This is a genomic window from Flagellimonas myxillae, from assembly GCF_023502235.1.
Classification (GTDB): Bacteria; Bacteroidota; Bacteroidia; order Flavobacteriales; family Flavobacteriaceae; genus Flagellimonas; species Flagellimonas myxillae.
The window spans coordinates 1024103-1050920 of the sequence record NZ_JAMFLY010000001.1 but is presented as its reverse complement, the minus strand read 5'-3'; the positions used below and the strand labels follow the sequence as shown (position 1 = coordinate 1050920).

At 43.3% G+C, this 26818-nt stretch carries 22 protein-coding genes; 9 read left to right on the top strand and 13 right to left on the bottom strand.

The genetic code is table 11. From position 1 onward, the window contains the following. Positions 1 to 362 precede the first annotated feature (362 nt). From leuC to M3P07_RS04830, 5 genes are all read left to right on the top strand, one after another. Positions 363 to 1772 (top strand): 3-isopropylmalate dehydratase large subunit, encoded by a 1410-nt coding sequence (leuC, locus tag M3P07_RS04850; protein WP_249968764.1) that lies wholly within the window; start codon positions 363 to 365, stop codon positions 1770 to 1772. Between the two features lie 43 nt (positions 1773 to 1815). Then, positions 1816 to 2412, top strand: a complete 597-nt coding sequence (gene leuD / locus M3P07_RS04845; protein WP_249968763.1) for a 3-isopropylmalate dehydratase small subunit — start codon at positions 1816 to 1818, stop codon at positions 2410 to 2412. A 69-nt stretch (positions 2413 to 2481) separates the two neighbouring features. Then, the gene (locus M3P07_RS04840; protein ID WP_249968762.1) at positions 2482 to 3999 is read left to right on the top strand and encodes an alpha-isopropylmalate synthase regulatory domain-containing protein; all 1518 of its coding nucleotides are present in this window, start codon (positions 2482 to 2484) and stop codon (positions 3997 to 3999) included. A 99-nt stretch (positions 4000 to 4098) separates the two neighbouring features. Further along, positions 4099 to 5154 (top strand): 3-isopropylmalate dehydrogenase, encoded by a 1056-nt coding sequence (leuB, locus tag M3P07_RS04835; protein WP_249968761.1) that lies wholly within the window; start codon positions 4099 to 4101, stop codon positions 5152 to 5154. 409 nt (positions 5155 to 5563) lie between these two features. After that, on the top strand, positions 5564 to 6358 hold the full coding sequence (locus M3P07_RS04830; protein WP_249968760.1) for a methyltransferase: 795 nt from the start codon (positions 5564 to 5566) through the stop codon (positions 6356 to 6358). A gap of 137 nt (positions 6359 to 6495) precedes the next feature. Here M3P07_RS04830 and M3P07_RS04825 read toward each other — a convergent pair whose 3' ends face one another. Next, positions 6496 to 8085 carry an NADP-dependent glyceraldehyde-3-phosphate dehydrogenase gene (locus M3P07_RS04825; RefSeq protein ID WP_249968759.1) on the bottom strand — a complete coding sequence of 530 codons (1590 nt, stop codon included), beginning with the start codon at positions 8083 to 8085 and terminating at the stop codon, positions 6496 to 6498. A gap of 349 nt (positions 8086 to 8434) precedes the next feature. On the opposite strand from M3P07_RS04825, the gene fucP reads away from it, so the two are divergent. Then, positions 8435 to 9733 (top strand): L-fucose:H+ symporter permease, encoded by a 1299-nt coding sequence (fucP, locus tag M3P07_RS04820; RefSeq protein ID WP_249968758.1) that lies wholly within the window; start codon positions 8435 to 8437, stop codon positions 9731 to 9733. A 9-nt stretch (positions 9734 to 9742) separates the two neighbouring features. Here fucP and ilvA read toward each other — a convergent pair whose 3' ends face one another. The 10 genes from ilvA to M3P07_RS04770 form a co-directional block, all read right to left on the bottom strand. Next, positions 9743 to 11041 (bottom strand): threonine ammonia-lyase, encoded by a 1299-nt coding sequence (gene ilvA, locus M3P07_RS04815; RefSeq protein WP_249968757.1) that lies wholly within the window; start codon positions 11039 to 11041, stop codon positions 9743 to 9745. 43 nt (positions 11042 to 11084) lie between these two features. Then, positions 11085 to 12560 carry a ketol-acid reductoisomerase gene (ilvC, locus tag M3P07_RS04810; RefSeq protein WP_249968756.1) on the bottom strand — a complete coding sequence of 492 codons (1476 nt, stop codon included), beginning with the start codon at positions 12558 to 12560 and terminating at the stop codon, positions 11085 to 11087. 25 nt (positions 12561 to 12585) lie between these two features. Next, a complete protein-coding gene (ilvN, locus tag M3P07_RS04805; RefSeq protein WP_249968755.1) occupies positions 12586 to 13113 on the bottom strand; it encodes an acetolactate synthase small subunit in 528 nt (175 codons plus the stop codon). A 2-nt stretch (positions 13114 to 13115) separates the two neighbouring features. Then, a complete protein-coding gene (locus M3P07_RS04800) occupies positions 13116 to 13697 on the bottom strand; it encodes an O-methyltransferase (protein WP_249968754.1) in 582 nt (193 codons plus the stop codon). A 1-nt stretch (position 13698) separates the two neighbouring features. Then, positions 13699 to 15432: a biosynthetic-type acetolactate synthase large subunit gene (gene ilvB / locus M3P07_RS04795; protein ID WP_249968753.1), complete on the bottom strand. Its 1734-nt coding sequence runs from the start codon at positions 15430 to 15432 to the stop codon at positions 13699 to 13701. Positions 15433 to 15485: 53 nt separating this feature from the next. After that, positions 15486 to 17165 (bottom strand): dihydroxy-acid dehydratase, encoded by a 1680-nt coding sequence (ilvD, locus tag M3P07_RS04790; RefSeq protein ID WP_249968752.1) that lies wholly within the window; start codon positions 17163 to 17165, stop codon positions 15486 to 15488. A gap of 359 nt (positions 17166 to 17524) precedes the next feature. Further along, positions 17525 to 18364, bottom strand: coding sequence for a 5-oxoprolinase subunit C family protein (locus M3P07_RS04785; protein ID WP_249968751.1), 840 nt, complete (start codon positions 18362 to 18364; stop codon positions 17525 to 17527). After that, positions 18357 to 19091 (bottom strand): 5-oxoprolinase subunit PxpB, encoded by a 735-nt coding sequence (gene pxpB, locus M3P07_RS04780; RefSeq protein WP_249968750.1) that lies wholly within the window; start codon positions 19089 to 19091, stop codon positions 18357 to 18359. Before pxpB ends, M3P07_RS04785 begins: the two co-directional genes overlap by 8 nt. Further along, positions 19088 to 19831: a 5-oxoprolinase subunit PxpA gene (gene pxpA, locus M3P07_RS04775; RefSeq protein WP_249968749.1), complete on the bottom strand. Its 744-nt coding sequence runs from the start codon at positions 19829 to 19831 to the stop codon at positions 19088 to 19090. The genes pxpB and pxpA overlap by 4 nt, the downstream gene beginning before the upstream one ends. Further along, a complete protein-coding gene (locus M3P07_RS04770) occupies positions 19832 to 21028 on the bottom strand; it encodes an Nramp family divalent metal transporter (RefSeq protein WP_249968748.1) in 1197 nt (398 codons plus the stop codon). It abuts the gene before it with no gap. Positions 21029 to 21210: 182 nt separating this feature from the next. Here M3P07_RS04770 and M3P07_RS04765 point away from each other — a divergent pair, with 182 nt between their 5' ends. From M3P07_RS04765 to M3P07_RS04755, 3 genes are all read left to right on the top strand, one after another. Beyond that, a complete protein-coding gene (locus tag M3P07_RS04765; protein WP_249968747.1) occupies positions 21211 to 21654 on the top strand; it encodes a hypothetical protein in 444 nt (147 codons plus the stop codon). 269 nt (positions 21655 to 21923) lie between these two features. Then, positions 21924 to 22802, top strand: coding sequence for a beta-keto acid cleavage family enzyme (locus M3P07_RS04760; protein ID WP_249968746.1), 879 nt, complete (start codon positions 21924 to 21926; stop codon positions 22800 to 22802). Continuing rightward, on the top strand, positions 22799 to 23485 hold the full coding sequence (locus M3P07_RS04755; RefSeq protein WP_249968745.1) for a GNAT family N-acetyltransferase: 687 nt from the start codon (positions 22799 to 22801) through the stop codon (positions 23483 to 23485). Before M3P07_RS04760 ends, M3P07_RS04755 begins: the two co-directional genes overlap by 4 nt. Here M3P07_RS04755 and M3P07_RS04750 read toward each other — a convergent pair. Further along, complete coding sequence (locus tag M3P07_RS04750; RefSeq protein ID WP_249968744.1) at positions 23446 to 24981, bottom strand: YifB family Mg chelatase-like AAA ATPase; 1536 nt, start codon at positions 24979 to 24981, stop codon at positions 23446 to 23448. The genes M3P07_RS04755 and M3P07_RS04750 overlap by 40 nt on opposite strands. 51 nt (positions 24982 to 25032) lie before the next feature. Further along, the gene (locus tag M3P07_RS04745) at positions 25033 to 26811 is read right to left on the bottom strand and encodes a hypothetical protein (RefSeq protein ID WP_249968743.1); all 1779 of its coding nucleotides are present in this window, start codon (positions 26809 to 26811) and stop codon (positions 25033 to 25035) included. Positions 26812 to 26818: the final 7 nt, after the last annotated feature.

The window sequence follows — 26818 nt, the reverse complement described above, 5'->3', positions numbered from 1 at the left end:
AAGTAGAAAGCTCATCGCTCCTATAGCGTTACAGCTTTGTTAAAATACGTGCAAACGTGTTAAATTTCAGATGTTTACCCTAATTCACTCATTGCCAATCCATAGCAGTTTTTACATGGGCAATTAAAGGTAACGCAAGGTCGGGAACCCCCTTTACCTTTTGTGTTTTGCAGGAATATTCGGATTTTTATTAGGCCTAGATCAACATTCGAACTGGTTTTTGTTTCAAAACAAAACTCATCCTTAATCCTTTGGATTGTTTGCCCAAAACTAAGCTTGAACATCGTAATTTTCCGAAGTAAAAATCAAGCTTTTGTATTTCATATTTTAAATTTACAAGCTTAAAATTATTGAAGTTTACGATGGGTAAAACACTATTTGACAAAGTATGGGACTCGCATGTCGTACAACGCATTGAAAATGGTCCCGATGTATTGTTCATTGATAGGCATTTGGTGCATGAAGTAACCAGTCCAGTAGCCTTTCTAGGATTAAAGAACCGAGGTATAAACGTGCTTTATCCAGAACGCACATTTGCCACAGCGGACCATAACACGCCAACCATTAACCAACATTTACCGGTAAAGGATGAATTATCGGCCAACCAATTAAAAGCGTTGGAAGAGAATTCCAAGGCACATAATATTCCTTATTGGGGCCTTGGGCATGAGAAAAATGGGATTGTACACGTAATCGGGCCGGAGAACGGAATCACAGTTCCTGGAGCTACCATTGTTTGCGGGGATTCCCACACTTCTACTCACGGTGCTTTTGGAGCCATTGCTTTTGGTATTGGAACCAGCGAGGTAGAAATGGTACTTTCCACCCAATGTATTATGCAGCCCAAGCCAAAGAGCATGCGGATCAACATTAATGGGGAATTGAGCAAGGCCGTTACCCCAAAAGATGTGGCTTTGTTCATCATTTCCAAGTTGACCACCTCCGGCGCAACGGGTTATTTTGTGGAGTATGCCGGGGATGTGTTCCAAAATATGTCCATGGAAGGAAGGATGACTGTGTGTAACCTGAGTATAGAAATGGGTGCCCGTGGAGGTATGATAGCTCCAGACCAGCAGACTTTTGACTATGTACAAGGAAGGGAATTTGCTCCGAAAGGTGCCGATTGGAACAAGGCAATGACGTATTGGGAAACACTGTATACGGATGATGATGCAAGCTTTGACAAGGAACTTACCTTTAGTGCTGCAGAAATAGAGCCCATGATTACCTATGGTACCAATCCAGGGATGGGCATGGGAATCCAAAACGATATTCCTTTGGCGGAAGCCGTGGAAGGCGGTGCCGCCACCTATAAAAAATCCTTGGCCTATATGGAATTCAATGAAGGTGACTCCATGATTGGAAAACCCATCGATTTTGTTTTCCTTGGTAGCTGTACCAACGGAAGAATTGAGGATTTTAGGGCATTTGCCTCCATCATAAAAGGAAGAAGAAAAGCCGACAATGTAACGGCTTGGTTGGTTCCTGGTTCCCACAAGGTGGAAGAAGCCATTAAGGAAGAAGGTATTTTGGAAATTTTGCAAGATGCCGGATTCGAGTTGCGCGAACCCGGATGTTCAGCCTGTTTGGCGATGAACGACGATAAGATTCCAGCAGGGAAATATGCTGTGAGTACCTCCAACCGGAACTTTGAAGGAAGACAAGGTCCTGGTGCTCGCACCCTATTGGCAAGTCCATTGGTTGCGGCCGCAGCTGCAGTTACGGGTAAGGTAACCGACCCTAGGGAATTATTGGAACTACAAGAAGCATAACCCATTCGACCATTGATTATTGGTCATCGAAAATTGAAAAATAATGGCATACGATAAATTCGACATACTAACAAGTTCAGCCGTCCCGCTTCCCATAGAGAATGTGGACACGGACCAAATTATACCAGCAAGGTTCCTAAAAGCCACGGAACGAAAAGGGTTTGGAGACAATCTTTTTAGGGATTGGAGGTACAACCCGGACAATACCCCAAAAGAACAATTTGTCCTGAACAACCCCATCTACAGTGGAAAAATCTTGGTGGGCGGTAAAAACTTCGGTTCCGGTTCTTCGCGGGAACATGCGGCCTGGGCGGTCTACGACTATGGTTTCCGCTGTGTGGTCTCCAGTTTCTTCGCGGATATTTTCCGAAACAACTGCCTTAATATTGGGGTGCTTCCCGTGCAGGTGAGCCCAGAGTTTTTGGACAAAATCTTCAAGGCCATTGAGGCTGACCCCAATACCCAATTGGAGGTAAATTTACCGAAGCAGACCATTACGCTAGTGGAATCTGGGGAACAGGAGAACTTTGCCATCAACGACTACAAAAAAGGAAACCTTTCGAACGGGTTTGATGATATTGACTATTTGTTGAACATCAAAAGCAACATTGAGAAATTCGCTCAAAATACACCACTTTAAATTCTTTTAATTCGTGAAATTGGCGTCCTTCTGTGAAATTTGTTTCAAACTATAATAAGAAAGGTACCTATGGCCCAAAGGACCGTTGAAATTATGGACACCACCCTTCGGGATGGTGAGCAGACCTCCGGGGTATCCTTTTCCTCTTCGGAGAAGCTGACGCTTGCCAAGCTTTTATTGGAAGAATTGCAAGTGGACCGCATTGAGGTTGCTTCCGCTAGGGTTTCGGACGGGGAATTCGATGCCGTTAAAAACATCACCGAATGGGCCGAATCTGAAGGGCATTTGTCGCGCGTTGAAGTCCTGACTTTCGTAGATAAAGGCGTTTCGCTCGATTGGATGGTGCAAACGGGTGCCAAAGTACAGAACTTGCTTACCAAAGGTTCTTTAAACCACCTCACCCATCAACTTAAGAAAACACCCGAACAGCATTTTAAGGATATTGAGGAGGTTATTGCCAAAGCCGAATCCCTAGGTATTACCACCAATGTTTATCTAGAAGATTGGAGCAATGGCATGCGCAATTCTCCAGAATATGTGTTCCAGTATTTGGATTTTTTGGTGACACAACCCGTAAAGAGAATCTTGCTTCCGGACACCTTAGGGGTGTTAACGCACCAGGAAGCCTTTGATTTTTTAAGTCAAATCGTCAATAAATACCCGGATTCCCACTTCGATTTTCATGGACATAATGATTATGACCTTAGCGTCGCCAACGTTATGGAGGCCTTAAAAGCAGGTTGCCACGGACTTCATCTTACCGTAAATGGAATGGGAGAACGAGCAGGCAATGCCCCCTTGGCCAGCGTAGTGGCCGTAATCAACGATTTTATGCCGGAGATTTCTATCGGTGTCAAAGAATCCTCCTTATACCAAGTGAGCAAGTTGGTGAGTACATTTACCGGTTTTGGCATTCCAGATAACAAACCAATCGTTGGTGACAATGTATTTACTCAAACTGCTGGTATACATGCAGATGGAGATAGTAAAAAGAACTTATACTTTAATGATTTATTGCCAGAGCGATTTGGAAGAAAACGCAAATATGCCCTTGGCAAAACCTCCGGTAAAGCCAATATTCAGAAGAACCTGCAAGAATTGGGACTGACCTTGAATGACGAAGAGTTGAAAAAGGTCACTGAACGCATCATTGAACTGGGGGATAAAAAAGAAAGGGTGACCAAGGATGATCTTCCCTACATCATTTCCGATGTTTTGGACTCAGGACATCTCCAACAACGTGTGTTTGTTAAGTCGTACGTACTGACCCACTCCAAAGGTTTAAAACCCTCCACTACCCTAGCCATTGAGATTGACGGCAAGACCTATGAAGAAAACGCACAAGGGGATGGGCAATTTGACGCTTTTATCAATGCTTTGAAAAAAGTTTATCAAAAAGAAAAGGTAGAACTTCCCAAATTAGTGGATTATATGGTTCGTATACCTCCGGGAAGTAATTCCGATGCGCTTTGCGAGACCATAATCACCTGGCAAACGGAGGAAAAGGATTTTACCACCCGTGGTTTGGATTCGGACCAAACAGTATCCGCCATCAAGGCCACGGAAAAAATGCTAAATCTCTTTTAATAGAGTCAAGACCAAGAGATGCAGGAATCAAGACAAAAATATTTGAGTAACCAATAACTGCTAGCTTTTAGCTGTTAGCTGAAAACCAAGAATCAATATATGAAACTGAATATTGCCCTTTTAGCCGGAGATGGAATAGGTCCCGAAGTGATTGACCAAGCTGTAAAAGTATCCGATGCAATTGCGAAAAAATTCAACCATGAAATTAGCTGGACCCCAGCATTGACCGGAGCAGCGGCGATTGACGCCGTAGGTGAACCCTATCCCGATAAAACCCACGATGTCTGCGCCAACGCTGATGCTGTACTTTTTGGTGCCATCGGTCATCCGAGATTCGACAATGACCCATCGGCCAAGGTTCGCCCAGAGCAAGGATTGCTAAAAATGCGTCAAAAATTGGGACTGTTTGCCAACGTGAGGCCGACTTTTACCTTCCCATCCCTTATTGATAAATCTCCATTAAAAAGAGACCGTATTGAGGGGACTGACCTCATTATCCTCAGGGAATTGACCGGAGGTGTCTATTTTGGCGAACGCGGAAGAAAAGACAATGGCGATACTGCTTTTGACACCATGACCTACCAGCGCTTTGAAGTGGAGCGATTGGCGCGCAAAGGATTTGAAATGGCGTTAAAACGAGGCAAGAAACTTTGCTGTGTGGATAAGGCCAACGTCCTGGAGGCCTCAAGACTTTGGAGGGAAACCGTTCAGGCATTGGAAAAGGAATATCCGGATGTCGAAGTTTCCTATGAATTTGTGGACGCTGTTGCCATGCGATTAATTCAATGGCCCAAAGGCTACGACGTAATCATTACCGCCAACCTATTTGGAGATATTCTAACCGACGAAGCTTCAGTTATATCAGGTTCAATGGGATTAATGCCTTCTTCATCCGTAGGAAGTGAAGTATCCCTTTACGAGCCTATCCATGGATCATATCCGCAAGCAGCAGGTAAAGACATTGCCAATCCATTGGCCACCGTACTTTCTGCAGCCATGATGTTTGAGGACATGAATCTTGCAGAGGAGGCTCAGGCCATTCGGGATGTTGTGAACAAATCGTTGGCCGAAGGTGTGGTCACCGAAGACTTGGCCGATGGGGGAAAAGCCTACAAAACCAGTGAAGTTGGAGATTGGTTGGCTGCCAATATTTAGATAAAATTCTTCTACTATTTTAAGCCCTGGGGATTCCCTGGGGCTTTTTTATTTTGAAAATAGACGAGAAGCTCAAACTTAAAACTCAAGTTCAAGTTCAAGTTCAAGTGTTATAATAGACGCCAAGAACAATGAAACAAGAATCAAGATTCAAGACTAATTATCAAACAATCCAATAATCCAACCATCTAGTACGCGGCATCCAACATCTAGCATCTAACAATCCAAAAAATCTAAACATCGACGACGCGGCATCTAATATCCCTCATCTTGCATCCTAAATCTGACATCTTAAATCTTAAATCTCATATCTCAAGTCTAACAACCTATCCGTCAATTCAAAAGGGGCATCTGTCAATTGACAGTACTTCTTAATCAAGGGCCACCTTACTTTGACAAACATAAATGGGTGAAAGTTTACATCCACACCAACTTGGGTCAAAAGAAAAAAATGGCATTACAAGAGGAATTTGAAAAACAGGGGATTTGGTTGTTTCAGCGCAGGGGTTTTTTACCGCTACTAATTTTGTTGGTAGGGATGACCCTCTATTTGTATTCTGAAATCTACCCCGAAACATTCTTCCTTAGGGGCACAGTTTATGAGTTTTACTACGAGATTTGTTGCCTTTTGGTCGGACTCTTTGGTCTTTTCATACGAGTATACACCATCGGTTACTCCGCCAAGAACACGTCCGGCAGAAACGTTAAGGGTCAAATTGCCGATAGGTTGAATACCTCCGGGCTTTACTCCTTGATCCGGCACCCCTTATACCTAGGAAACTTTTTTATGTGGTTGGGTCCAGCCCTTCTTACAGGAAACTTTTGGTTTGTGGTGGCATTTTGCTTCTTTTTTTGGGTGTACTACGAACGCATCATGTTTGCAGAAGAGCAATTTTTAAGAAAGAAGTTTGGAACTGCCTATCTGTATTGGGCAAGAAAAGTACCGGCCTTTGTTCCAGATTTCAGGGCATATCAAAAACCTGTGATGCCATTTAGTTGGAAAAAAGTATTGAAACAAGAGAAAAATGGCTTTTTCGCCTTGTTCCTCATATTTTCTCTTTTTGATATTATCGGAGAATTGACGAACCAAAAATATGTTTTTAACTACTTCTTTCTTTTTACGTTTGTGGTATCAGGCCTATGTTTCTTGGTTCTGACCTATCTAAAAAGAAACACCACGGTTTTGGATGAAGAAAACAGGTGATTAAACTCGAGTTCAAACTCAAAAATCAAAATCAACCCCGCATACCATTTACCTTTTACCCATCAAGTCCAATCCAAACATCCAACATCCAACATCTGACATCAGGCATCTCACATCTAATGTCTAATGTCTAATGTCTAAAGAATATAATCCGTACTCAAGAAATTGCTGACCTTCGCTTCCAACAATTGCTCAATAGTCTCGTTGTTCAACTCATTGTCCTTAAAGGCCACGAAAGTCCGCACAGAGAAAGATCTTAGGGCATCATGAACGCTTAAGGTCGATTGGGCCGAATCTTTTCTTCCGGTAAAGGGATACACATCCGGGCCTCGTTGGCAGGAACTATTCAAGTTTACGCGACATACCAAATTGGCTAAAGTGTCAATAAGCGGAGAGAGCGTATATACATCTTTCCCAAATAAACTTACCTGCTGCCCGTAGTTGGACTCTGCCATATCGTTCAAGGGCTCTTCAATATCCATAAAGGATACCACCGGAATTATTGGGCCAAACTGTTCTTCTTCATACACCCGCATATCCTTGGTCACTGGATAAAGTACCGCGGGCCAGATATAATTATCGGAACGCTTCCCTCCCTTTTTGTTCTTTACTTTGGCTCCTTTGGCTTTGGCATCATCCAACAACTCTTGAATGTAATCCGGTTTACCTGGTTCCGGAAGCGGGGTCAACTTAGCCCCCTCATCCCATGGGTTACCAAATTTTAAAGCGTCCACTTTCTCCGAGAATCGTTTTAAAAATTGGTCCTTTACATCCTCATGTACATACACCACTTTCAAGGCGGTACAACGCTGTCCGTTAAAGGAAAGTGTCCCGGCAATGCATTCGTTTATGGTTAAATCCAAATCGGCATCCGGTAGGATAATCGCAGGGTTTTTGGCTTCCAGACCCAATACCAATCGCAATCGGTTACTTTTTGGGTGTTGATCCTGGAGTGCATTGGCCGATTTACTATTGCCGATCAAAGCCAGGACATCGACCTTGCCTGTTTTCATGATAGGTGCCGCTACTGCCCTGCCCCTTCCAAAAAGAATGTTCACCACCCCTTTCGGAAAACTGCTCTGAAATGCCTCCAACAACGGGGTTATCAGTAGCACCCCATGCTTGGCCGGTTTAAATATGGTGGTATTCCCCATAATAATGGCGGGAATCAATAGCGCGAAAGTTTCATTCAACGGATAGTTGTAGGGTCCCAAACACAACACCACGCCCAAAGGCCCTCGGCGAATATGCGCGTAGACCCCATCGTGTTTGGAAAACTTGGCCGAGTTCCTATCCAGCTGTTTGTAATCCTCTATAGTGTCATAAATATACTCCACCGTCCGGTCAAATTCCTTGTAGGAGTCCGGCATGGACTTGCCAATTTCCCACATCAACAGCTTTACCACTTCCTCTCGTTTTTCCTCCATTTTTTTCACGAAGGTTTCCATACATTCAATCCGGTCCTTTACCTTCATGGTTGGCCAAATGCCCTGACCTTGATTGTAAGCACCCAAGGCAGCATCCAATGCTTCTATGGCTTCTTTCTCCCCCATATCCGGGATGCTCCCCAAAATTGTGTGGGCGTATTCATCGGTAGACGAGATGGTGGAAATCACCTGGGAGTTTTCACCCTTCCATTCGCGGAGTTCCCCATTTACCAAATATGTTTTTTGATGTATTTCCGATGTTATCTGTAGTGCTTCTGGTATTGCTTTTTTTGATGCCATGACTTCGATTTAAGTTAGTTTCGTTAGCGAAACAAACAACAAATCTATAACAAAATTGCTAGGAAAACGCCTAGTTTACAAAGGGATAACAACGAAAACGTTTACGTAGACACAATTATCAAAAACAAAGCACATATTGTTGTAAGAAAGGTTCCAAAAAACATAAATATTGCATCTCAAAGCTTACAATGAATTCCCAATAATGACACTTTTGCATTTTATTTCCGATATGGAAATTTAATGCCACACTCCTAAACTGTTTTTCTTTTTCCGGAAGCTTCGCCCCATCGTTTATTTTTATTATTTTTTCATCCAAATCAATCAAACCAACCAACCAAAAAAACCTCTTATGCAAAAACAAGCATCGGGCATTTTGTCCAACACCCCCATCCTGCCCTTTATCTTAGTCACCGTATTATTTTTTGCCTGGGGAGTTCCCAATAACATGACCGAACCCCTAATTGCTGCTTTTAAGGACATTTTTACGGATATGTCCACTTTTCAGGCTTCGTTGGTACAGTCCGCATTCTATGGGTCCTACTTCGTATGGGCCATACCGGCGGCCTTGCTGGTCAAAAAAACAAGCTATAAAACCACCTTATTGGTGGGCATTTTTCTGTTTGCAGCAGGGTCGTTCCTCTTTTTCCCGGCAAGTATCAAGCAGCAATATTGGTTCTTTTTAACCGCATTGTTCACGTTGGCCGCCGGGCTTTCATTTTTGGAGACAGCGGCCAATCCCTATATCATCGCTATGGGGGACGAAGCAACCTCAGTTCGACGTCTTAATTTGGCACAGTCCTTCAACCCTATTGGCCAATTGACAGGAACTTTTATTGCGACCAACTTCATTCTGAAAAACCTAGCGGATGATGCAGAAAAGGCTAGCATGGGCACACAGGAATTGGCTAATTTGCAAACCCAGGAGCTGGCCATTCTAGCAAAACCCTACATATATATTGCCATTATCGCCGCCATCTTTTTTGTTGTTTTCATGCTGAACAAAATGCCGCGTTTTCAAGCAAGTGAAAATGAATCCCAGGAGGACTTTTTTGCCATTTATAGACGAATCCTTAAAAAGAAGAGGTACATACTATCGGTTGCCGCCCTTTTCGCCGCCATGTGCGCCCAATTCGGAACCTTTGCCTTTACTATTCCCTATCTAAAGGAAAATTACAAGTTGGATGATGGAAGTTTAATCGGTACTGGTGATGCGGGTGACATTTTGTTTTACGGGGTCATCGTTTTTGCCATAATGCGATTTGTTTGCACCGGGCTTATGAAGGTCATCAAACCTGCCAATCTATTGGCCATTTTGGCGTTCATAGCGACGATTGCCACGACAATTGCCGTTGTGTTCCCCGGTAATTTTGGGGGGTATATGCTTGTGGTAATGTGTGGGTGTGCCGGACTCCTTTTTCCAACGATTTACGGTCTTGGTCTCGAAGGACTTTCGGAGGAAGAAGCCAAGGTGGGAGCTTCTGGACTGATCATGGCCATTATTGCCATTGGCATAATGAATCCTATTCAAGGCCTTATCGTGGATTTGGCTAGCGTGAACATATCTTATATCTGCGTGGCGGTCGCCTTTGCCCTGCTCGTCGGTTACGGAGCGGTTATCAACAAGCACTTCAACAAAGCGGAAGCATAATTTGGTAAGCTATACCAAATATTGGAAAAGGTCAGGTTTATCGTTTAGATAGTCCCCAAAGAAGTTATTGGCCTTCATTCGTGCTATCAATGGATCAAGGTCTTCTGGGGATTTCAGCTCAATCCCCACCACTGCAGGTGCATTTTCGCGGCTGGATTTTTTGGAATACTCAAAATGTGTGATGTCGTCCGTTGGTCCTAAAATATCCGCCACAAATTCCTTTAGTGCGCCTGGGCGTTGCGGGAACCGAACAATGAAATAATGCTTTAGGTTTCCATAGAGCAATGCCCTTTCTTTTATTTCTGCAGTACGGGTTATGTCGTTGTTACTGCCACTGATCACACAGACCACATTTTTACCTGTTATTTCATCCCTGAAATTTTCCAAGGCAGCTATGGTCAAGGCCCCGGCAGGCTCCACCACAATGGCGTCGCGGTTGTACAGTTCCAGAATGGACTGGCAGACCTTGCCCTCAGGGACAGTTTCCATTTTGTATAAATGATCTCGGCAAATTGGAAAGGTATATGCACCAACCTTCTGCACAGCGGCTCCGTCTATAAACTTGTCAATGTTAGAGAGTTCAACAAGCGCTCCTTTTTCTATGGATTTTCGCATGGAGGGTGCGCCTTCGGGCTCAATCCCAATAATCTTGGTCTGCGAGGAAAGCTGCTTAAACACGGCACACAAACCAGAAGCCAATCCTCCTCCGCCCACGGCCACAAAAACATAATCTATGGGTTCTTGGGTTTGTTTAAGGAGTTCCAAACCAATGGTAGCCTGCCCCTCAATGGTTTTGGGGTCATCAAACGGGTGGACAAAAACCTTCTTTTCCATCTCGCAAAATTCCCTGGAGGCCTTGTAGGAGTCATCAAAGGTATCTCCTTCCAAAACAACTTCGACCCAATCCCCTCCAAACATTTTGGTTTGGTCAATCTTCTGTTTTGGGGTCACTACTGGCATAAAAATAGTGCCCCGTACTCCCAAATGATGACATGCAAAGGCCACGCCTTGGGCATGGTTTCCCGCGCTGGCACAAACCACACCATTGTCCAACTCTTGTTTGGTCAGCGCACTGATTTTATTAAAGGCACCCCTAATTTTATAGCTGCGCACCCGTTGCAAATCCTCCCGTTTTAGCAGGATGTTGGCCCCAAGTTGTTTGGATAGTCGGATACTTGGTTGCAATGGGGTTTCTCCGGCAACCGGCTCAATAACCTTGGCAGCCCGCTGAATATCTTCTAGCTGAGGAAAGTAAGGGGGCACATCCTGCGCCCCCTTTGTTCTATTTGTCCTTGTGCTGCTTTTCATAGAAAAACACCCTTATTACATTACTCCATAGTGGAGTATTCCATTAAACGATTGGCTTCATGGCGGTCATGGATTCACGCAATCTTGTCCCTACAATCTCTACAGGGTGCTCGCGCAAAGCCTTGTTCACGGCAATCAGCTTCACATTGTCAACACCATTGTCCTTCCCTTTTCCATAATGGGTTCCAATAACATCGGTGTCGATGCCCTTCATGAAATCCTCCAAAAGAGGCTTACAGGCATGATCAAACAGATAACATCCGTATTCGGCCGTATCAGAAATCACTCGGTTCATTTCAAACAATTTCTTTCTGGCAATGGTGTTCGCAATCAATGGCGTCTCATGCAAGGATTCGTAATAAGCAGACTCTCCAATAATTCCAGATTCAGTCATGGTTTCATAGGCCAACTCTACCCCTGATTTTACAAAAGCGACCATCAACACACCATTGTCATAGTATTCTTGCTCGGAAATCTCAAAATCTCCGGCAGGAGTCTTTTCAAATGCGGTTTCTCCAGTAGCGGCTCTCCAAGTCAATAGGTTTTTATCCCCATTGGCCCAATCTTCCATCATGGTTTTGGAGAAATGTCCGCTCATAATATCATCTTGGTGTTTTTGGAACAAGGGACGCATAATATCCTTAAGCTCCTCGGCCAAATCGTACGCCTTAATCTTGGCAGGATTGGACAAACGATCCATCATGTTGGTAACGCCACCATGTTTCAATCCTTCGGTAATGGTTTCCCAACCAAATTGAATCAATTTGGACGCGTAACCGGCGTCCACTCCTTTTTCCAACATTTTATTGAAAGACAGGATGGAACCAGTTTGCAACAAACCGCACAGAATGGTTTGCTCTCCCATCAAATCCGATTTTACTTCGGCAACAAAAGAAGATTCCAAAACTCCCGCTCTGTGTCCACCTGTTCCCGCTGCATACGCCTTGGCCTGCTCCAATCCTTTACCCTCAGGGTCGTTTTCTGGGTGAACGGCAATCAAGGTCGGTACCCCGAAACCTCTTTTGTATTCCTCACGTACTTCCGAACCTGGACTTTTAGGAGCCACCATGATCACAGTCAAATCCTCCCTAACCTGCATACCTTCTTCTACAATATTGAACCCGTGGGAATAAGAAAGCGTGGCACCTTGTTTCATCAGAGGCATAACGGCACTAACCACGTTGGTGTGCTGTTTGTCCGGGGTAAGGTTGATCACCAAGTCGGCGGATGGAATCAGTTCCTCATAGGTGCCTACAGTAAAATTGTTTTCCTTGGCATTTTTGAAAGACTGTCTTTGTTCTTTGATGGCCGCTTCCCGCAATGCATAGGAGATGTCCAATCCGGAATCCCTCATATTGAGACCTTGGTTAAGTCCTTGCGCTCCACAGCCCACAATCACAATCTTCTTACCTTTCAATGCGGTTACTCCATCGGCAAATTCACCGGCTTCCATAAACCTACATTTTCCTAATTGTGTTAACTGATCCCGTAGCGACAGTGTATTAAAATAATTTGTCATTTTTGGTTTTTTATTTAGTGCTATTTTATTGATTATGAAATTCTTCCAAGATTTCGGTAATGGGCATGGTTGCCTTGGTCACGGCAATTCTACCAGTACGGACAAATTGCATTATGCCATAGGGCTCCAGAGCATCGTGCATTTCATCTATTTCATGTCTCCTTCCAGTTTTTGCCAAGACAAAAAAGTCACGTGCCACCGTTACGATCTGTGAATTACTCTCTTTGATGATATTTTGGATCTGCCTTTCATCGAACAACAAATGGGAAGCTATTTTAAAAAGCGCTGATTCCTGATAGATGGTTTCGTCATCCGTATGGTAAAAGGCTTTAATAACTTCGATTTGCTTTTCAATTTGCCCTACAATTTTTCTGGCCCAATCCTCGGTCGAGTGAATTACGATGGTAAATTTTGACACATGCTCTATTTCTGATTTAGAGACATTTAGACTCTCAATATTAATGTGTCTCTTTAAGAATATTCCCGATATTCTATTCAATAGCCCCACGTTATTTTCCGAATAAACCGAAATGGTATACCATTGTTTTTCCATGCTTATTTTGTTTTAACCGCAACGATGACTCCCGTTGACCAGTCCATTTTAGTAATTGTATAATCTTGTCTTGTTTCTAATTTATTAACCAGTGACGATACCTGTTCCGAATGTCCTTCCGGCCAATTGGGCTGTTCTTCCATATCATCAATAATATAAAATCCTCCTACTTTAATCAGCTCCAAAGTTTCTTCTAGATAACTGTACTTCCCAGGCCATGCATCGGCAAACACCAAATCGAACCTTTCATCTTGGTTTTGGGCAATCCAATCTTCGCCATCTGCACATATCAATTGGAGGCGACTGTCATCTCTGAAAAAACCCTTAGCAATATTGATGAGATCCATATCGTTGTCTATACTGACCAACTTGGAAGCCGTATCCATTCCTTCCAGTATCCACGCCAAAGACAACCCCATTCCAGTCCCCAACTCCAGGAAACTCCCCGAAGGTTTGGAGGCCACCAAAGTTTTCAACAAGGAACCTATATACAAATCAGATGGCATGGTGAACCCAATTTCATCGGATTTGCTCAATAAGCTGGGATATACGTTTGGCGTATCCAAGATATTTGCTTGGTCCATCTTACTTCAATCGAATATCAGATACCGAGGCTCCGGATGGAATCATTGGAAACACATTGTCCTCTTTCTCCACCCTAACTTCCAAGAAATATGGGTCTTTGGAAGCAATCATTTCCTCAACAGCATCCTGTAGGTCACTGCGTTCCGTAACTCTTCTTGATTTGATATGGTAGCCTTCCGCTATTTTGACAAAGTCAGGGTTGGTCATCACTGTGGACGCATATCTACTTTCGAAGAAAAGCTCCTGCCACTGGCGCACCATACCCAAATGATCGTTGTTGAGCACCACTATTTTTACCGGTACGTTATGTTGGAAGATTACCCCAAGTTCCTGAATGGTCATTTGGTACCCTCCATCACCAATAATAGCCACCACCTCACGTTCCATGGCACCCATTTTGGCACCTATGGCTGCTGGCAGGGCAAACCCCATGGTTCCCAATCCTCCAGAGGTAACATTGCTCTTGGATTGTTTGAACTTGGCATATCTGCAAGCGATCATTTGATGTTGTCCCACATCGGTAACCACCACGGCCTTATGTCCAGAAGCTTTGTTGATTTGCTCAATCACCTCACCCATGGTAAGCCCCTCCTTGGTTGGCTCAATATCTTTTTTAATGACTGTATCGTATTCTATTTGATACTTTTTATCAAATTCTGCCAGCCAGTCCTTATGTTCATTTTTGTTGACCAATGGTAATAACAACCCCAATGTTTGCTTTGCATCGCCCAAGACGGCTATGTCTGCATTTACATTCTTGTTGATTTCAGCTGGGTCAATCTCAAAATGGATGACTTTGGCCTGTTTTGCGTAGGTATCCAAATTTCCGGTTACCCGGTCATCAAATCGCATGCCGATAGCAATGAGCACATCGCATTCATTGGTCAGGACATTGGGTCCATAATTTCCATGCATACCCACCATACCCACATTCAGCGGATGGTCGGTGTCCATTGCAGAAAGTCCCAGTACAGTCCAAGCTGCGGGAATACCAGCTTTTTCTACCAATGCTTTTAATTCTTCCTCGGCGTGGCCTAAAATAACCCCTTGTCCAAATACGATGTACGGCTTTTTTGCCCTGTTGATTATCTCGGCAGCAGCCTCAATAGCTTTTATATCCGGTTTGTGTACCGGTTTGTAACTGCGGACCCCTGTGCATTTTTCATACACAAAATCCAGCTCATCAAATTGCGCGTTTTTGGTGATATCCACCAACACTGGACCTGGCCTACCGGACCGAGCTATGTAAAAAGCCTTGGCCATAATCTCAGGAATCTCACTGGCTTTGGTCACTTGGTAATTCCATTTAGTCACCGGGGTCGAAATACCCACAATATCGGTTTCCTGAAACGCATCTGAGCCCAACAAATGTCTTGGAACCTGTCCAGTAATGCACACCATCGGGGTTGAGTCAATCTGGGCATCCGCCAAACCTGTTACCAAATTGGTAGCCCCAGGACCTGAAGTGGCCATGGCCACCCCCACCTTTCCGCTGACCCTTGCATATCCCTGGGCAGCATGAGTTGCACCTTGCTCGTGTCTGGTGAGAATATGGGTCAGTTTATCCTGAAACTTATATAGCTCGTCATACACGGGCATGATGGCTCCTCCAGGATATCCATAAATGAGGTCTACCCCTTCCGCCAAAAGACAATGTATAATAGCCTCCGCACCGCTTATTCGAATGCTCTTGGCCGTTTTGTTTTTTTCTTTCTTTAGTGTCTCTGTACTCATAATCTCAACTTTAATTGATGAGATTCCCATCGAAATGGGAATGACAAAATGGTTTAGTATTTATCGGTTACGCATCCTTCTGAAGCCGATGCAACAGATCTTGCGTACTTGTACAATATTCCTTTGGTAAATTTTAAGGGTGGAGCTTGCCATTTGGCCCTTCTTCTTTCCATTTCCTCATCTGAAATGTTTAAGGTAATGGAATTGTCCAAAGCGCTGATGGTAATTAGATCACCGGTCTTCACAAGGGCAATCGCCCCTCCTTCTTGAGCTTCTGGGGTTACGTGACCAACCACAAATCCGTGGGTTCCTCCAGAAAAACGACCATCCGTAATCAATGCAACCGATTTTCCTAAACCGGCTCCCATAATCATAGATGTGGGTTTTAGCATTTCGGGCATCCCTGGTCCTCCTTTTGGACCTACATAGCGAATAACCACTACATTCCCTTTTTCCACTTCGCCTCTAGATATGCCTTCATTGGCTTCAGGTTCACTATCATATACCACAGCTTTTCCTTCAAACTTTAAGCCTTCTTTGCCCGATATTTTTGCCACTGCACCATCTTCTGCCAAATTTCCTTTTAGTATCTGTAAATTACCAGAAGATTTCAAAGCCTTGTCAACGCTGTACAACAAGTCTTGCTCCTCAAATTCCATGGCCTCAACATCTTCAAGATTTTCCGCCAAAGTCTTACCAGTTACGGTCATACAGTCCCCGTGTAAAAAGCCTTGTTCCAACAAGTACTTCATGATTTTTGGGGTTCCTCCAATACCATGAACATCCTCCATGAGGTATTTTCCGGAAGGTTTTAGATCTCCGATGAGCGGCGTTCTATCACTTATCCGTTGAAAATCCTCCAAGGTGAAATCTATATCTGCCGCATAGGCAATGGCCAAATAATGCAATACGGCATTAGTAGAACCCCCGAGGGCATTGACCAAAGTGATTGCATTTTCAATGGATTTTTTTGTAACGATGTCTTTTGGTTTTAAATCGAGCTCCAAAAGATTTTTGATGGCTTGGGCCGTACGTTCGGCCTCGGAAAGTTTGTTGGGATTGACGGCTGGTATGGATGAATTATAAGGTAAGGACATCCCCATACATTCTATGGATGAGGCCATGGTATTTGCTGTATACATGCCTCCACAGGCACCTGCCCCGGGGATTGCCCTCTTGATGATTTCCTTGTATTCTGCCTCATCGATTTCTCCGGCAATTTTCTGCCCCAAGGCTTCAAACGCGGATACTATATTCAGCTTTTTTCCTTTGTAGTTTCCTGAAGCAACACTACCACCATAAACCATTATGGATGGTCGGTTAAGCCTTAGCATTGCAATAATGGCCCCAGGCATATTTTTATCACATCCAACAACCCCAATCAATGCATCATAGGACATACCGTTCATCACAGTCTCCATGGAATCTGCAATTATATCCCTGGAAGCCAACGAATATTTCATGCCCGGTGTTCCCATGGAAATACCATCGGATACCCCAATAGTTCCGAATGTCAGTCCCACTTGCCCCACTTCGTTGACATGCTTTTTGATTTCCTGCGCAATTTCATTCAAGTGCATATTGCAAGGGTTGCCATCGTAGCCGGTACTTCCAATGGCTATTTGCGCCTTTTTCATGTCCTCTTCCCTTAATCCAGTGGCATATAACATGGCCTGCGATGCTGGTTGCGAAGGGTTTTGGGTGACGTTCTTACTATGTTTGTTCAATTCCATTAATGACTTTCTTTCAATTCTAAAATTCTATTGAATTTACTCCATTATCCAAAGATAGATGTTTCAAATACCCTATATTTTTAACAGTTTTGAGGGCTCTAAATCCATTTAAATCAATACACCCTTATCTTAATGATAATCAGATATTTAACTTGATTTAAAATCCCATATTCATTTCTTTTCAAGCACATAAAAAAAAGCCTGTATCTTTTGTGGATACAGGCTTTTTTTGAATCAATAACAAATCTGTATCACTCCATTGCTGGAATAATAATGACGACGCTATTGATCAGGTTTTTTGTTTTCACAATTCAAGAGTACAAAAAAATAAATTAAAAATCCAACGTGATGGAAAATTTTCACACCAACTTAAACGAAATGGAATCACCAAACTTTTTTTGGGCCAGAAGTCCTATGGACTCCACCGAAAGTTGCAATATTCTGGGATAGCCTCCTGTAGTCTGGCCATCCTTCATTAAAATGATCAACCGACCTGCGGGTGTAAACTGTACGGTGCCGGGCATGGTTCCAGATGTAAGCATGGAATGTTTGTGGCCTTGTATCAATTCTGTCAACTGATAGGCCATTCGATTATTTTTTTCAGAAATGGAAAACGATCGTCCAAACAAGGCCCCCAATTGGGCATCAGACAAGATGGAAAACTCAGGTCCCTTATAAACCTCAAGAACATCCTTGCCCAACTTATCCTCCACTTTTAAGCCGGAAATTGCAGGCTCAAAAGCCAGGGTTTCATCATATTCGACGGCACTACCATCCTTTAAACACTTTGTTGGGGTAACGGGATGGTATTGTGACCTACTTCCTAAAATCTTTGGCGCCTTAAAACCGCCTTTTATTGCCAAATAGGTTCTAAAACCCTTTTCCAACCTGCCGTAGGATAAAATATCCCCCTTTGCCACTTGGACCACTTCATAATTTTCGATTGGCTCATTATTCAGGGTCGGGGATAAAAAAGCACCTGAAAGGCAGATATAGCTTGGGTCCTCAAATAACAAGGTGGGGCCGGTCATGGTGATTTCCAGTACCGCAGAGTCAGATTCATTTTCCAAGAGTTGATTGGCTTTATTTGCGGCCTCAAAATCCATGGTACCAGATACAGGAACTCCCCTATCGCGGTAGCCAAATCGACCCATATCCTGAAGAGTCATAAAAAAACCTGATTTCAGCACTTTAAGCATCCAACTTAAATTTTTCGGGTTTGTAAATGCCTACTTCGGCCTCAATTTTATGCAAGTCGTATTCCCCCTTGGATATTTGCTTAAACTGGATTCTATCCCCTACTTTCACAAAGCAGGGTTCATCAGCATTGGGGTTAAAAACAGGGGTAGGACAGCTTCCAATGATATTCCATCCTCCCGGGGAATCCTGCGGATAAATGCCTGTCTGCTTGCCAGCTAGGCCCACGGAACCTTTAGCTACATGCAATCGAGGTTCCTTTCTCCTGGGAATTTCCAATTGTCCTGGCAATCCACCTAGATACATAAACCCAGGGAGAAACCCTATTCCATAAACTGTGTACTCGTGCGAAGTATGATGTGCTATCAGTTGTTCTTGCGACAGTCCCAAGGTATTGGCAACTTCTTCCAAATCAATTCCAAATTCCAGATCATAGCAAACTGGGATTTTCCATAAAAATCGCTCCCTTTTTGCGGTTGTTCCTTTTGGTCTCCCATGGCAATCCAAAATCTGCTTATTGATGGATTCAAAATCGACATCTTCCAAGGTGTTGACCATGGTCAATGAATTATACGCAATGGACATTTCCCAGCCGTGCATTTCCATGCTTTTAAAACATTCGACAAATTCCAGGATTTCCCCCAAAATGGATTCGCTGACTTCATTTGGCCACTCGACAAGGATTGCCCGCTGTCCAAATGGTTTAATACTGATGGGGTGGTTTTTCACTTTCGTATTGCTACCCTATGCTTGGGGAATTCTTCTGAAAGATACATTAATATTTGAAATGCCGAAGGGGTATCCCCATGAATGCAAATCGTTTGCGCCTCTATATCTGTTTTTTGCCCAGATAATGTCACAATTTTCCCGGTTTTTATGATAGGCAGCACATGATTCAGCACAGCGACTGGGTCCTGAATCAGCGCATTAGGTTGTTTTCTAGAGACCAAGCTTAAATCGGTGTTGTAGTTGCGATCTCCAAAAGCTTCAAAATGCACATCAAAACCTGCTTCCATGGCCATACTGGCCATCACGGACCCGTACGGCACATACAAAGGAACCTCTGCTCCGAACACCCTAAGAGTTTCCAAGTACAAACGTGCCACCTTTTCATTTTTCGCCGATTCATTATAAAGGGCACCATGGGCCTTAATATGGTGCAAGGTTACACCTTCGGATTTGAGTACCGTTGAAAAACCTTGCAACTGCTCAAGAATGCTTTGTTTTAATGCAGGTTCGGAAATGGACATCACAACCCTACCAAAATTGATCTTATCCGGGTAGGAAGGATGCGCACCGACTTTTACTTTGTATTCCTTGGCCAACCGGACAACTTGAATCATGCTCTCTGCATCACCAGCATGCCCGCCACAAGCTACATTGCAAGAACTTATAATTGGGAAAAGCAAAGCTTCATTGCCAACACCCTCCCCTACATCACAATTAATATCTATCTCCCAACTTTCCATTTAGAAAAATCCCAATTCTTTTGCTATACTCTTAACCCCCAAAAAGATGGAAAAGGCCACAATGGCAAACCCCATTACATTTTGAAAAAGTGTATTCCGATGTGCGCCCATTACAGAACTTTTATTGACAATCCACAATAAAAGTATGGCCATAATCGGCAAAACCATTCCGTTCGCAACTTGGGCCAATTGAATCACTCGTATGGGTTCTATACCGAACGACTGAAAAAGTACGCCCAAAAACAAAATAACCATCCAAACCGCTTTGAATCTTATGTTAGACATTCCGCCTTCCCATCCCAAGCTACTGCTTGCAACAAAAGCGGCCGCCAATGGTGCCGTAATGGCCGAGGTTACCCCAGCAGCTAAAAGTCCGCAAGCAATAAAGAAGACTGCACTTTTTCCAAAAAGTGGTTCGAGCCCAACTGCCAAATCCATTACATCCGATACCTCTTTCAAGGGTGCGGAAGCTGCCGTAATTAGAATGGCCATAGAAACCAATCCGCCCAAACCAATTGAAATTATCGTGTCCCATTTAACGGTGGACAATTCTCCTTCAGATTTCCATTTCTCTTTGACCAAGGACGCATGAAGAAACAAGTTGTAGGGCACCACAGTGGTTCCCACCAATGCGATTATGGTAAGTAAACCACCTTCAGGCATATTGGGTACAAACATGTTTTTGGTGATATCTGCCAAATTGGGTTTGGTTAAAATGGCGGCTATCAAAAAGCAAACGCCCATGAGTCCCACCAATCCCACAAATACCTTTTCCAAGGTTTTATATCCGCTAAACCATAATAAAACAAAGGCAATTATCCCTACTATTAGTGGGTAGAATCTGGACAACACCCCATCCCCCAATAGTCCTCCAAGACCCAATGTGGCACCACTTATATTTCCACCTTCATAAGCGGCATTGCCAATTAGGATGGCCAACAATACCAAGCTGATGACCAAATTTCTGATCCATTTGACTCCTATCTCTTCCTTTACGACATCCATAAGGCCTTTTTGGGTGAGTACCCCAATCCTGCCAGACATTTCTTGAAGCACAATGGTAGCAATTATGGAAATGAGGACAGCCCATAGTAAGCTGTAACCAAAGTGAACACCTGCCAAGGTGCAAACCGTTATCGTTCCTGGGCCTACAAACGCAGCTGCTACAAGGATTCCTGGTCCAATTTTCTTAAACATAAAACGAAGTGTATTTAGGGTTTTTAAAGTTAGATGATTTGACCAAAATGATGCATTTCATCCAAAAAAATGCATTTCATCTAAAAATGGGATGTTATACGTCGATAAATTATACGAATATGAAAATACCAAAGTTATAATAGTCCCAAATCAAAGAATTGACCTAAACTTAACCAATACTCATGATCTGTAAAGACTGTGGTAAAAAAATTGGCCGTGACCAATATGCGGATTCGACCGAATCCTTGGGCTTAGCCCTCTGCGAAAGACATTCCCGACTTATAAAGAAAATCATATTAAACAACAATACACCAGTTGAGGCCATCCATCTTTTTTATGCCTTAAAAGAGGCTGGTGCCCACCCCATGTTGGAATGGTGGGATGGTAAAAAATCTGTGGATCTTGCCATCTCCCGGGTGAAACTCAATATTGAAATTGATAAGGATTATAATACGATAACCCATGAGCAGGCCATTAGTGACCTAGAAGAGGCCATGCATTCCTTTAAAAATGGTTTTACCACAATCAGGATTCCGCATCTGGCCGTTAAATATTATCTGGAAGACACGGTGCAAAACATTCTTGGAATCATCGATGGATTGAAGGCTAATATCAAGGTTATCTAAAATACGCCCTCCCATTTTCCATTACGTTGCATTAAGTGGCCAACACTTACTTTGAGTCTATTTTCCTCATTCAAATTGGTCATATTATACCGTTTGTCCATTTTTTCTGTATTTGACAGACCATACGCCATTTTGATTTAGGTACCCCGTGCCTACTTTGTGCATTCCAACTTAAAAAAAGGTGGCCTAACCGATAAAATAGGCCCAAATTATTATCGGGACTAGCTTACGCCTGCTTTTGGCACCATAATCAACCTAAATCCATAAAAATGGCCGAAAAACTTGTAATCAACTTTACACCAACGGGGATGATTCCAACTAAGAAATTGACCCCGCATGTTCCAATTGATGTTTCCGAAATTATTGAAGATGTTCACCGTGTTTCCGAGATTGGAATCACTATGGCTCATCTGCACGCGAGGGAAGCGGACTCCGGAGACCCCACGTACAAAAAAGAATTATATGGTCAAATTATTGAAGGAATACGAAAACACGTTCCCGATTTGGTCATTTGCGTTTCTCTTAGCGGGCGTAATTATTCCGAGTTCGAGAAACGGGCAGAACCCTTGTTTCTGGAAGGCGCCCTAAAACCCGACATGGGCAGCTTAACCTTAAGTTCCTTAAATTTTAATGCGACAGCAAGTTCCAATTCACCTCAAATGATCCAAGATTTGGCAAAGGAAATGTTGGACAGGGGGATTGTTCCTGAACTGGAGGCCTTTGATATTGGAATGATCAATTATGCCAAATATTTGGAGAAAAAGGGATTGTTGGAGCCACCTTATTATTTCAACTTGATATTGGGAAATATCGCATGCGCGCAAGCTAATCTGCTAAATGCAGGTATCATGATAAATGATCTACCTGATCAGTCTATTTGGAGTCTTGCCGGAATTGGGAATGCACAGCTGAAAATGAATTCCATCGGAATAGCCATGGGTGGTGGTGTACGTGTAGGAATAGAGGACAATATCTGGTACGATGCAAATAGGACCAAATTGGCTTCCAACGAGGCCCTGATCAAAAGAATTCATACAATTGCGGAGGCCAATGAAAGGACGGTAATGTCCCCATTGGAATTTAGGGAAAAAATGAATCTCCAAACCGAAAACGGAAGATACGGTCGGATAAAAAAGCAGGCATCATGAGCAACAAGGAAGATGGAAAATTTTACAAGTTCCAATTACTCTTTATTCGCATAAAACATGGCCTTTTTCTCTTTACCTTAAGAAGTTTTCTCTCCAAGATTGGTCTGGATTTTATGCTATTCTATTGGGAACAAGAGGGAGCCAATGAAATTGATGAACCCAAAGTTCGTGATGACGAAAATACGCACGAAGTTGTTCCTATGTCTAGGGATGACCTACAAATTCTAAGGAATCTTACATTTATCAATTACGACAAGCTCATTCAAAGTTTTGATAATGGATCTAAAGTAATCGGGTTAAAGTCCAAAAATGAATTTGCCGCATTCACCTGTGTTGAATACAACGACTTCTTTTTCCGTAAAAAGGAATTTGAGTTAAAACGGAACGAAGCCTATCTTTTGAACATGTACACGTTTCAATCGTTTAGAGGAAAAAATCTAGCGCCTTATCTAAGGTTTCAAGTATACAAAATGCTTCGTGAAGAAGGAATCCAAAATATTTACAGTGTAACAGACTACTTAAACAAGTCATCAATAAAATTCAAACGTAAATTAGGGGCCAGGCCTTTAAAACTCTATGGGTCCATAATTTTTTTAAAGAAGTTTCACCGAACCTTCAAATTGAAACAATATAATTACATCCCTTATCCCAGCCAACCCTCGCGGTCCAGGCTTCGGTATTGAATGGCCTCCGATATGTGTTGCCCTGCAATTTCGTTGGTGCCTTCCAAATCAGCAATAGTTCTTGCCACTTTAAGTATCCTGTCATAAGCTCTAGCGGACAGGTTGAGTCGCTCCATCGCATTCTTCAGGAGTTCTTTGGTCCCGGCATCTAAAACGCAGAATTGCCGAATCTGTTGGGTTCCCATTTGCGCATTGTAATGAATCGCTCCTAAAGCTTGAAATCTTAGCGTTTGGAGATTTCTTGCCGCAATAACCCTTTTCCTAATATCTGAACTCCCCTCCCCCCTGCGGTCATCTGAAAGTTTCTCGAAAGGTACAGGCGCAACCTCTATGTGTATGTCTATACGATCCAACAACGGGCCCGAAATCTTTCCAAGATATCGCTGCATTTCCATGGGCGAAGAAGTTACGGGGGCGTCCGGGTCGTTAAAGTAGCCTCCAGGGCTGGGATTCATACTGGCCACCAACATAAAACTGCTGGGATACGTCACCGTAAATTTGGCTCTGGCAATGGTTACTTCGCGATCTTCCATGGGTTGTCGCATAACTTCGAGAACCCGTCTTTCAAATTCGGGAAGTTCGTCCAAGAACAGTACTCCATTATGTGACAAGGAAATTTCTCCGGGCTGTGGGTAACTACCTCCCCCAACCAACGCGGCACTACTTATTGTATGGTGTGGATTGCGAAATGGCCGTTGACTCATGAGCCCCATATTCTTTACTTTTCCAACAACACTGTGAATTTTCGTGGTTTCCAAGGCTTCCTGAAGCGTCATTGGTGGTAATATGGAAGGTAAACGCTTGGCCAACATGGTTTTTCCGGAACCTGGTGGGCCAACTAAAATGATATTATGGCCTCCTGCTGCGGCAATCTCCATACAGCGTTTGATACTCTCTTGCCCCTTTACATCGGCGAAGTCAAACTCGGGAAAATCCTGTTGCGCATGGAATTCCTTTTTAGTATCCAAAATGGTTCGTTGCAAAGGTTTCCCTAAATCAAAGAAATCGATTACCTCCCTGATGGATTCCACCCCATAAATTTCCAAGTCGTCCACTACCGCGGCTTCCTTTGCATTTTCCGAAGGAAGGATAAAACCTTTAAAACCTTCTTCCATTGCTTTTATGGCTATAGGGAGTGCCCCCTTTATGGGCTTAACAGCTCCATCCAAGGAGAGTTCACCCATAATAAGATACTTTTCTATGTCCTCTGATTTAATTTGATGGGAAGCCGCAAGGATTCCCAGGGCCAAGGTGAGATCATAGGCAGACCCTTCTTTTCTCAGATCTGCCGGGGCCATGTTAACGGTTATTTTCTTACCGGGGATACGATATCCATTGTTCTGTAGTGCTGCGGCGATACGATAGTTACTTTCTTTGATTGCATTATCTGGAAGCCCTACCAAATGGTATCCTACACCTTTATCTACATTAACTTCTACAATGATGGTTTGGGCATCGACGCCAAACACTGCGCTGCCATAAATTTTTATTAGCATAATTCACCTTTTGAATAGTTGGTTTCACTATGCCGACAATGTAATCTGAAACTACTTAACCAAGAAGCGCCGTTTGACGGATACCGGGTTCCCAATTGACGAAAAGCCCTCCAGGATCAACTCGTACTCTCCCGTTACATCTGAAGTGTACAAAACAATCTCCTTGGAACCCGATGATAAATCCAAGTTGGGTTCCCATAATAACTGATTTCTAAAATCGGGGACGCGTTCCTGTAAATTGTTGGAATTATAGGTTTGGTTAAAGTGCTCTTTTTGTGGTTGGGGCTTAAACAAATCAAGATTTACAATATGGGGTGTGTAGAACTCATTGTAAAAATTCCCATCAACGGTCTTGAAATTTAGGACTCCCTGAAAAATCTGTGGGCCCAAAATTACCTTGTTCCTGGAAAAATGGATGCTCTTTATTTTCTTGGCACTAAAATCCATAAAATCCTCATGCTTTTTTATGAACAGTCCATCCACAAAAACCATAGGCAGCAACCCAAGATCTGTAAATCCTTCCTCTGGTCTGATCTCAAACACACGGTCACCGTTCTCCAATTTTCTAACCGACATTTGGTCAACGACCTCAACGATGGTTTCCTGAATACTGTTAAAACGGGTGTAATCGTCCAAATTATAGTTGACTGAGAATTTGCGATAGTAGGGAAGTTGATGCTCGGCAGGAATCAACGCATCCGACTTTACTTCCCTGTACCCATTTTCTATCTGGTTTTGTATGCTTTTTTGAAGTATAAAATCTTGCATTCCTTCCGGAACAATAAATTCCGTTACCTCTACATTCGAAAATTCCGTTGCAGCCTCATCCATCACAATATCATAATCTTCCCAGTTATCGGAAAGGACCTGAAGAGCCGCGGATACATTATCATATTCCCGATTAAAAAGGAACCTAAACGCACCTTGTGCATTGGAACGTGCAACCTTGAACAAGTAGTCATTTCCTGGTAAGGAAAGTGACACCCTAACATCCTTTGCCGGCTGTCCCGTGGCCTTGTGGGTAACGGTTCCCGAGATCACTTCCCCTCTAATTTCCGGCAACTCCAAACTTGCTGAACCATTTTTCACTGGAGTCCCACCATGGTTCATATAGCGCTTCATAAATTCCGAAGTGCTCATTTTCTCCGGTTCCGAAACATGGTCAACTTTCCTAACGGATAATACATAGTTTCCGTTTTTTTCGGCATCATCCCCAGTTATTATCTCCAAGCTCAAGGGTTGGCGTACACCCAACTCCGTTTTGTCCAATTTAATCTGAACCAGACCATCTTGACGGGTATTTGTATTGCCATTCACCCCTGAACTAGGGTTTGATATAGCAGCCTCAGGCTGTTGAAGGGAATCAGGAATCTGGGCTAGGTGTGCCTCAGGTATGGGTTGGTACGGATTGATGATATGGATGTTCGATTGGAAAAAAGCCTGTGTCCCAAAATTCTCCATCCATTGGGAATATCCCAAAAGTTTGTAACTCCCAGTGGAAATTGAAGTGGGAACGAAAAAGTCGCCATAACCTGCTCCGTTCTCCAATCTCACTTTATGGGTGAACACTGCTTTTCCATTTTTATCCACCAAAGAAACATATCCAATTTTGCTAATATGGGTTAACTTTCTCTGTTGGCTGTCCAAACAAAATATCTTGTACATCAGATACTCCCCAGAAAAAACAAGGGACTGATTTGTATGGACAAAAACCTTTTCCTGCGGCACCGTGTTCAAGAGGCCGGTGCCTTGACCAACCGCACTGGAAGTCTGCCCAAATCCTGATAGGGTTAGCAGGCTTATCAATAATGTGATGATACTATATTTCATAATCATA

Bases quoted from the DNA above. Each gene is read 5' to 3' on its own strand.
- M3P07_RS04745 (WP_249968743.1), bottom strand. From the start codon at position 26,811: ATGAAATATAGTATCATCACATTATTGATAAGCCTGCTAACCCTATCA.
- M3P07_RS04785 (WP_249968751.1), bottom strand. From the start codon at position 18,364: ATGCTTAAAGTGCTGAAATCAGGTTTTTTTATGACTCTTCAGGATATG.
- ilvC (WP_249968756.1), bottom strand. From the start codon at position 12,560: ATGACAAATTATTTTAATACACTGTCGCTACGGGATCAGTTAACACAA.
- ilvB (WP_249968753.1), bottom strand. From the start codon at position 15,432: ATGAGTACAGAGACACTAAAGAAAGAAAAAAACAAAACGGCCAAGAGC.
- M3P07_RS04825 (WP_249968759.1), bottom strand. From the start codon at position 8,085: ATGGCATCAAAAAAAGCAATACCAGAAGCACTACAGATAACATCGGAA.
- M3P07_RS04750 (WP_249968744.1), bottom strand. From the start codon at position 24,981: ATGCTAATAAAAATTTATGGCAGCGCAGTGTTTGGCGTCGATGCCCAA.
- pxpA (WP_249968749.1), bottom strand. From the start codon at position 19,831: ATGGAAAGTTGGGAGATAGATATTAATTGTGATGTAGGGGAGGGTGTT.
- M3P07_RS04755 (WP_249968745.1), top strand. From the start codon at position 22,799: ATGAGCAACAAGGAAGATGGAAAATTTTACAAGTTCCAATTACTCTTT.
- M3P07_RS04800 (WP_249968754.1), bottom strand. From the start codon at position 13,697: ATGGACCAAGCAAATATCTTGGATACGCCAAACGTATATCCCAGCTTA.
- leuD (WP_249968763.1), top strand. From the start codon at position 1,816: ATGGCATACGATAAATTCGACATACTAACAAGTTCAGCCGTCCCGCTT.
- leuB (WP_249968761.1), top strand. From the start codon at position 4,099: ATGAAACTGAATATTGCCCTTTTAGCCGGAGATGGAATAGGTCCCGAA.
- fucP (WP_249968758.1), top strand. From the start codon at position 8,435: ATGCAAAAACAAGCATCGGGCATTTTGTCCAACACCCCCATCCTGCCC.
- M3P07_RS04770 (WP_249968748.1), bottom strand. From the start codon at position 21,028: ATGTTTAAGAAAATTGGACCAGGAATCCTTGTAGCAGCTGCGTTTGTA.
- ilvN (WP_249968755.1), bottom strand. From the start codon at position 13,113: ATGGAAAAACAATGGTATACCATTTCGGTTTATTCGGAAAATAACGTG.
- ilvA (WP_249968757.1), bottom strand. From the start codon at position 11,041: ATGAAAAGCAGCACAAGGACAAATAGAACAAAGGGGGCGCAGGATGTG.
- M3P07_RS04760 (WP_249968746.1), top strand. From the start codon at position 21,924: ATGGCCGAAAAACTTGTAATCAACTTTACACCAACGGGGATGATTCCA.
- leuC (WP_249968764.1), top strand. From the start codon at position 363: ATGGGTAAAACACTATTTGACAAAGTATGGGACTCGCATGTCGTACAA.
- ilvD (WP_249968752.1), bottom strand. From the start codon at position 17,165: ATGGAATTGAACAAACATAGTAAGAACGTCACCCAAAACCCTTCGCAA.
- M3P07_RS04765 (WP_249968747.1), top strand. From the start codon at position 21,211: ATGATCTGTAAAGACTGTGGTAAAAAAATTGGCCGTGACCAATATGCG.
- M3P07_RS04840 (WP_249968762.1), top strand. From the start codon at position 2,482: ATGGCCCAAAGGACCGTTGAAATTATGGACACCACCCTTCGGGATGGT.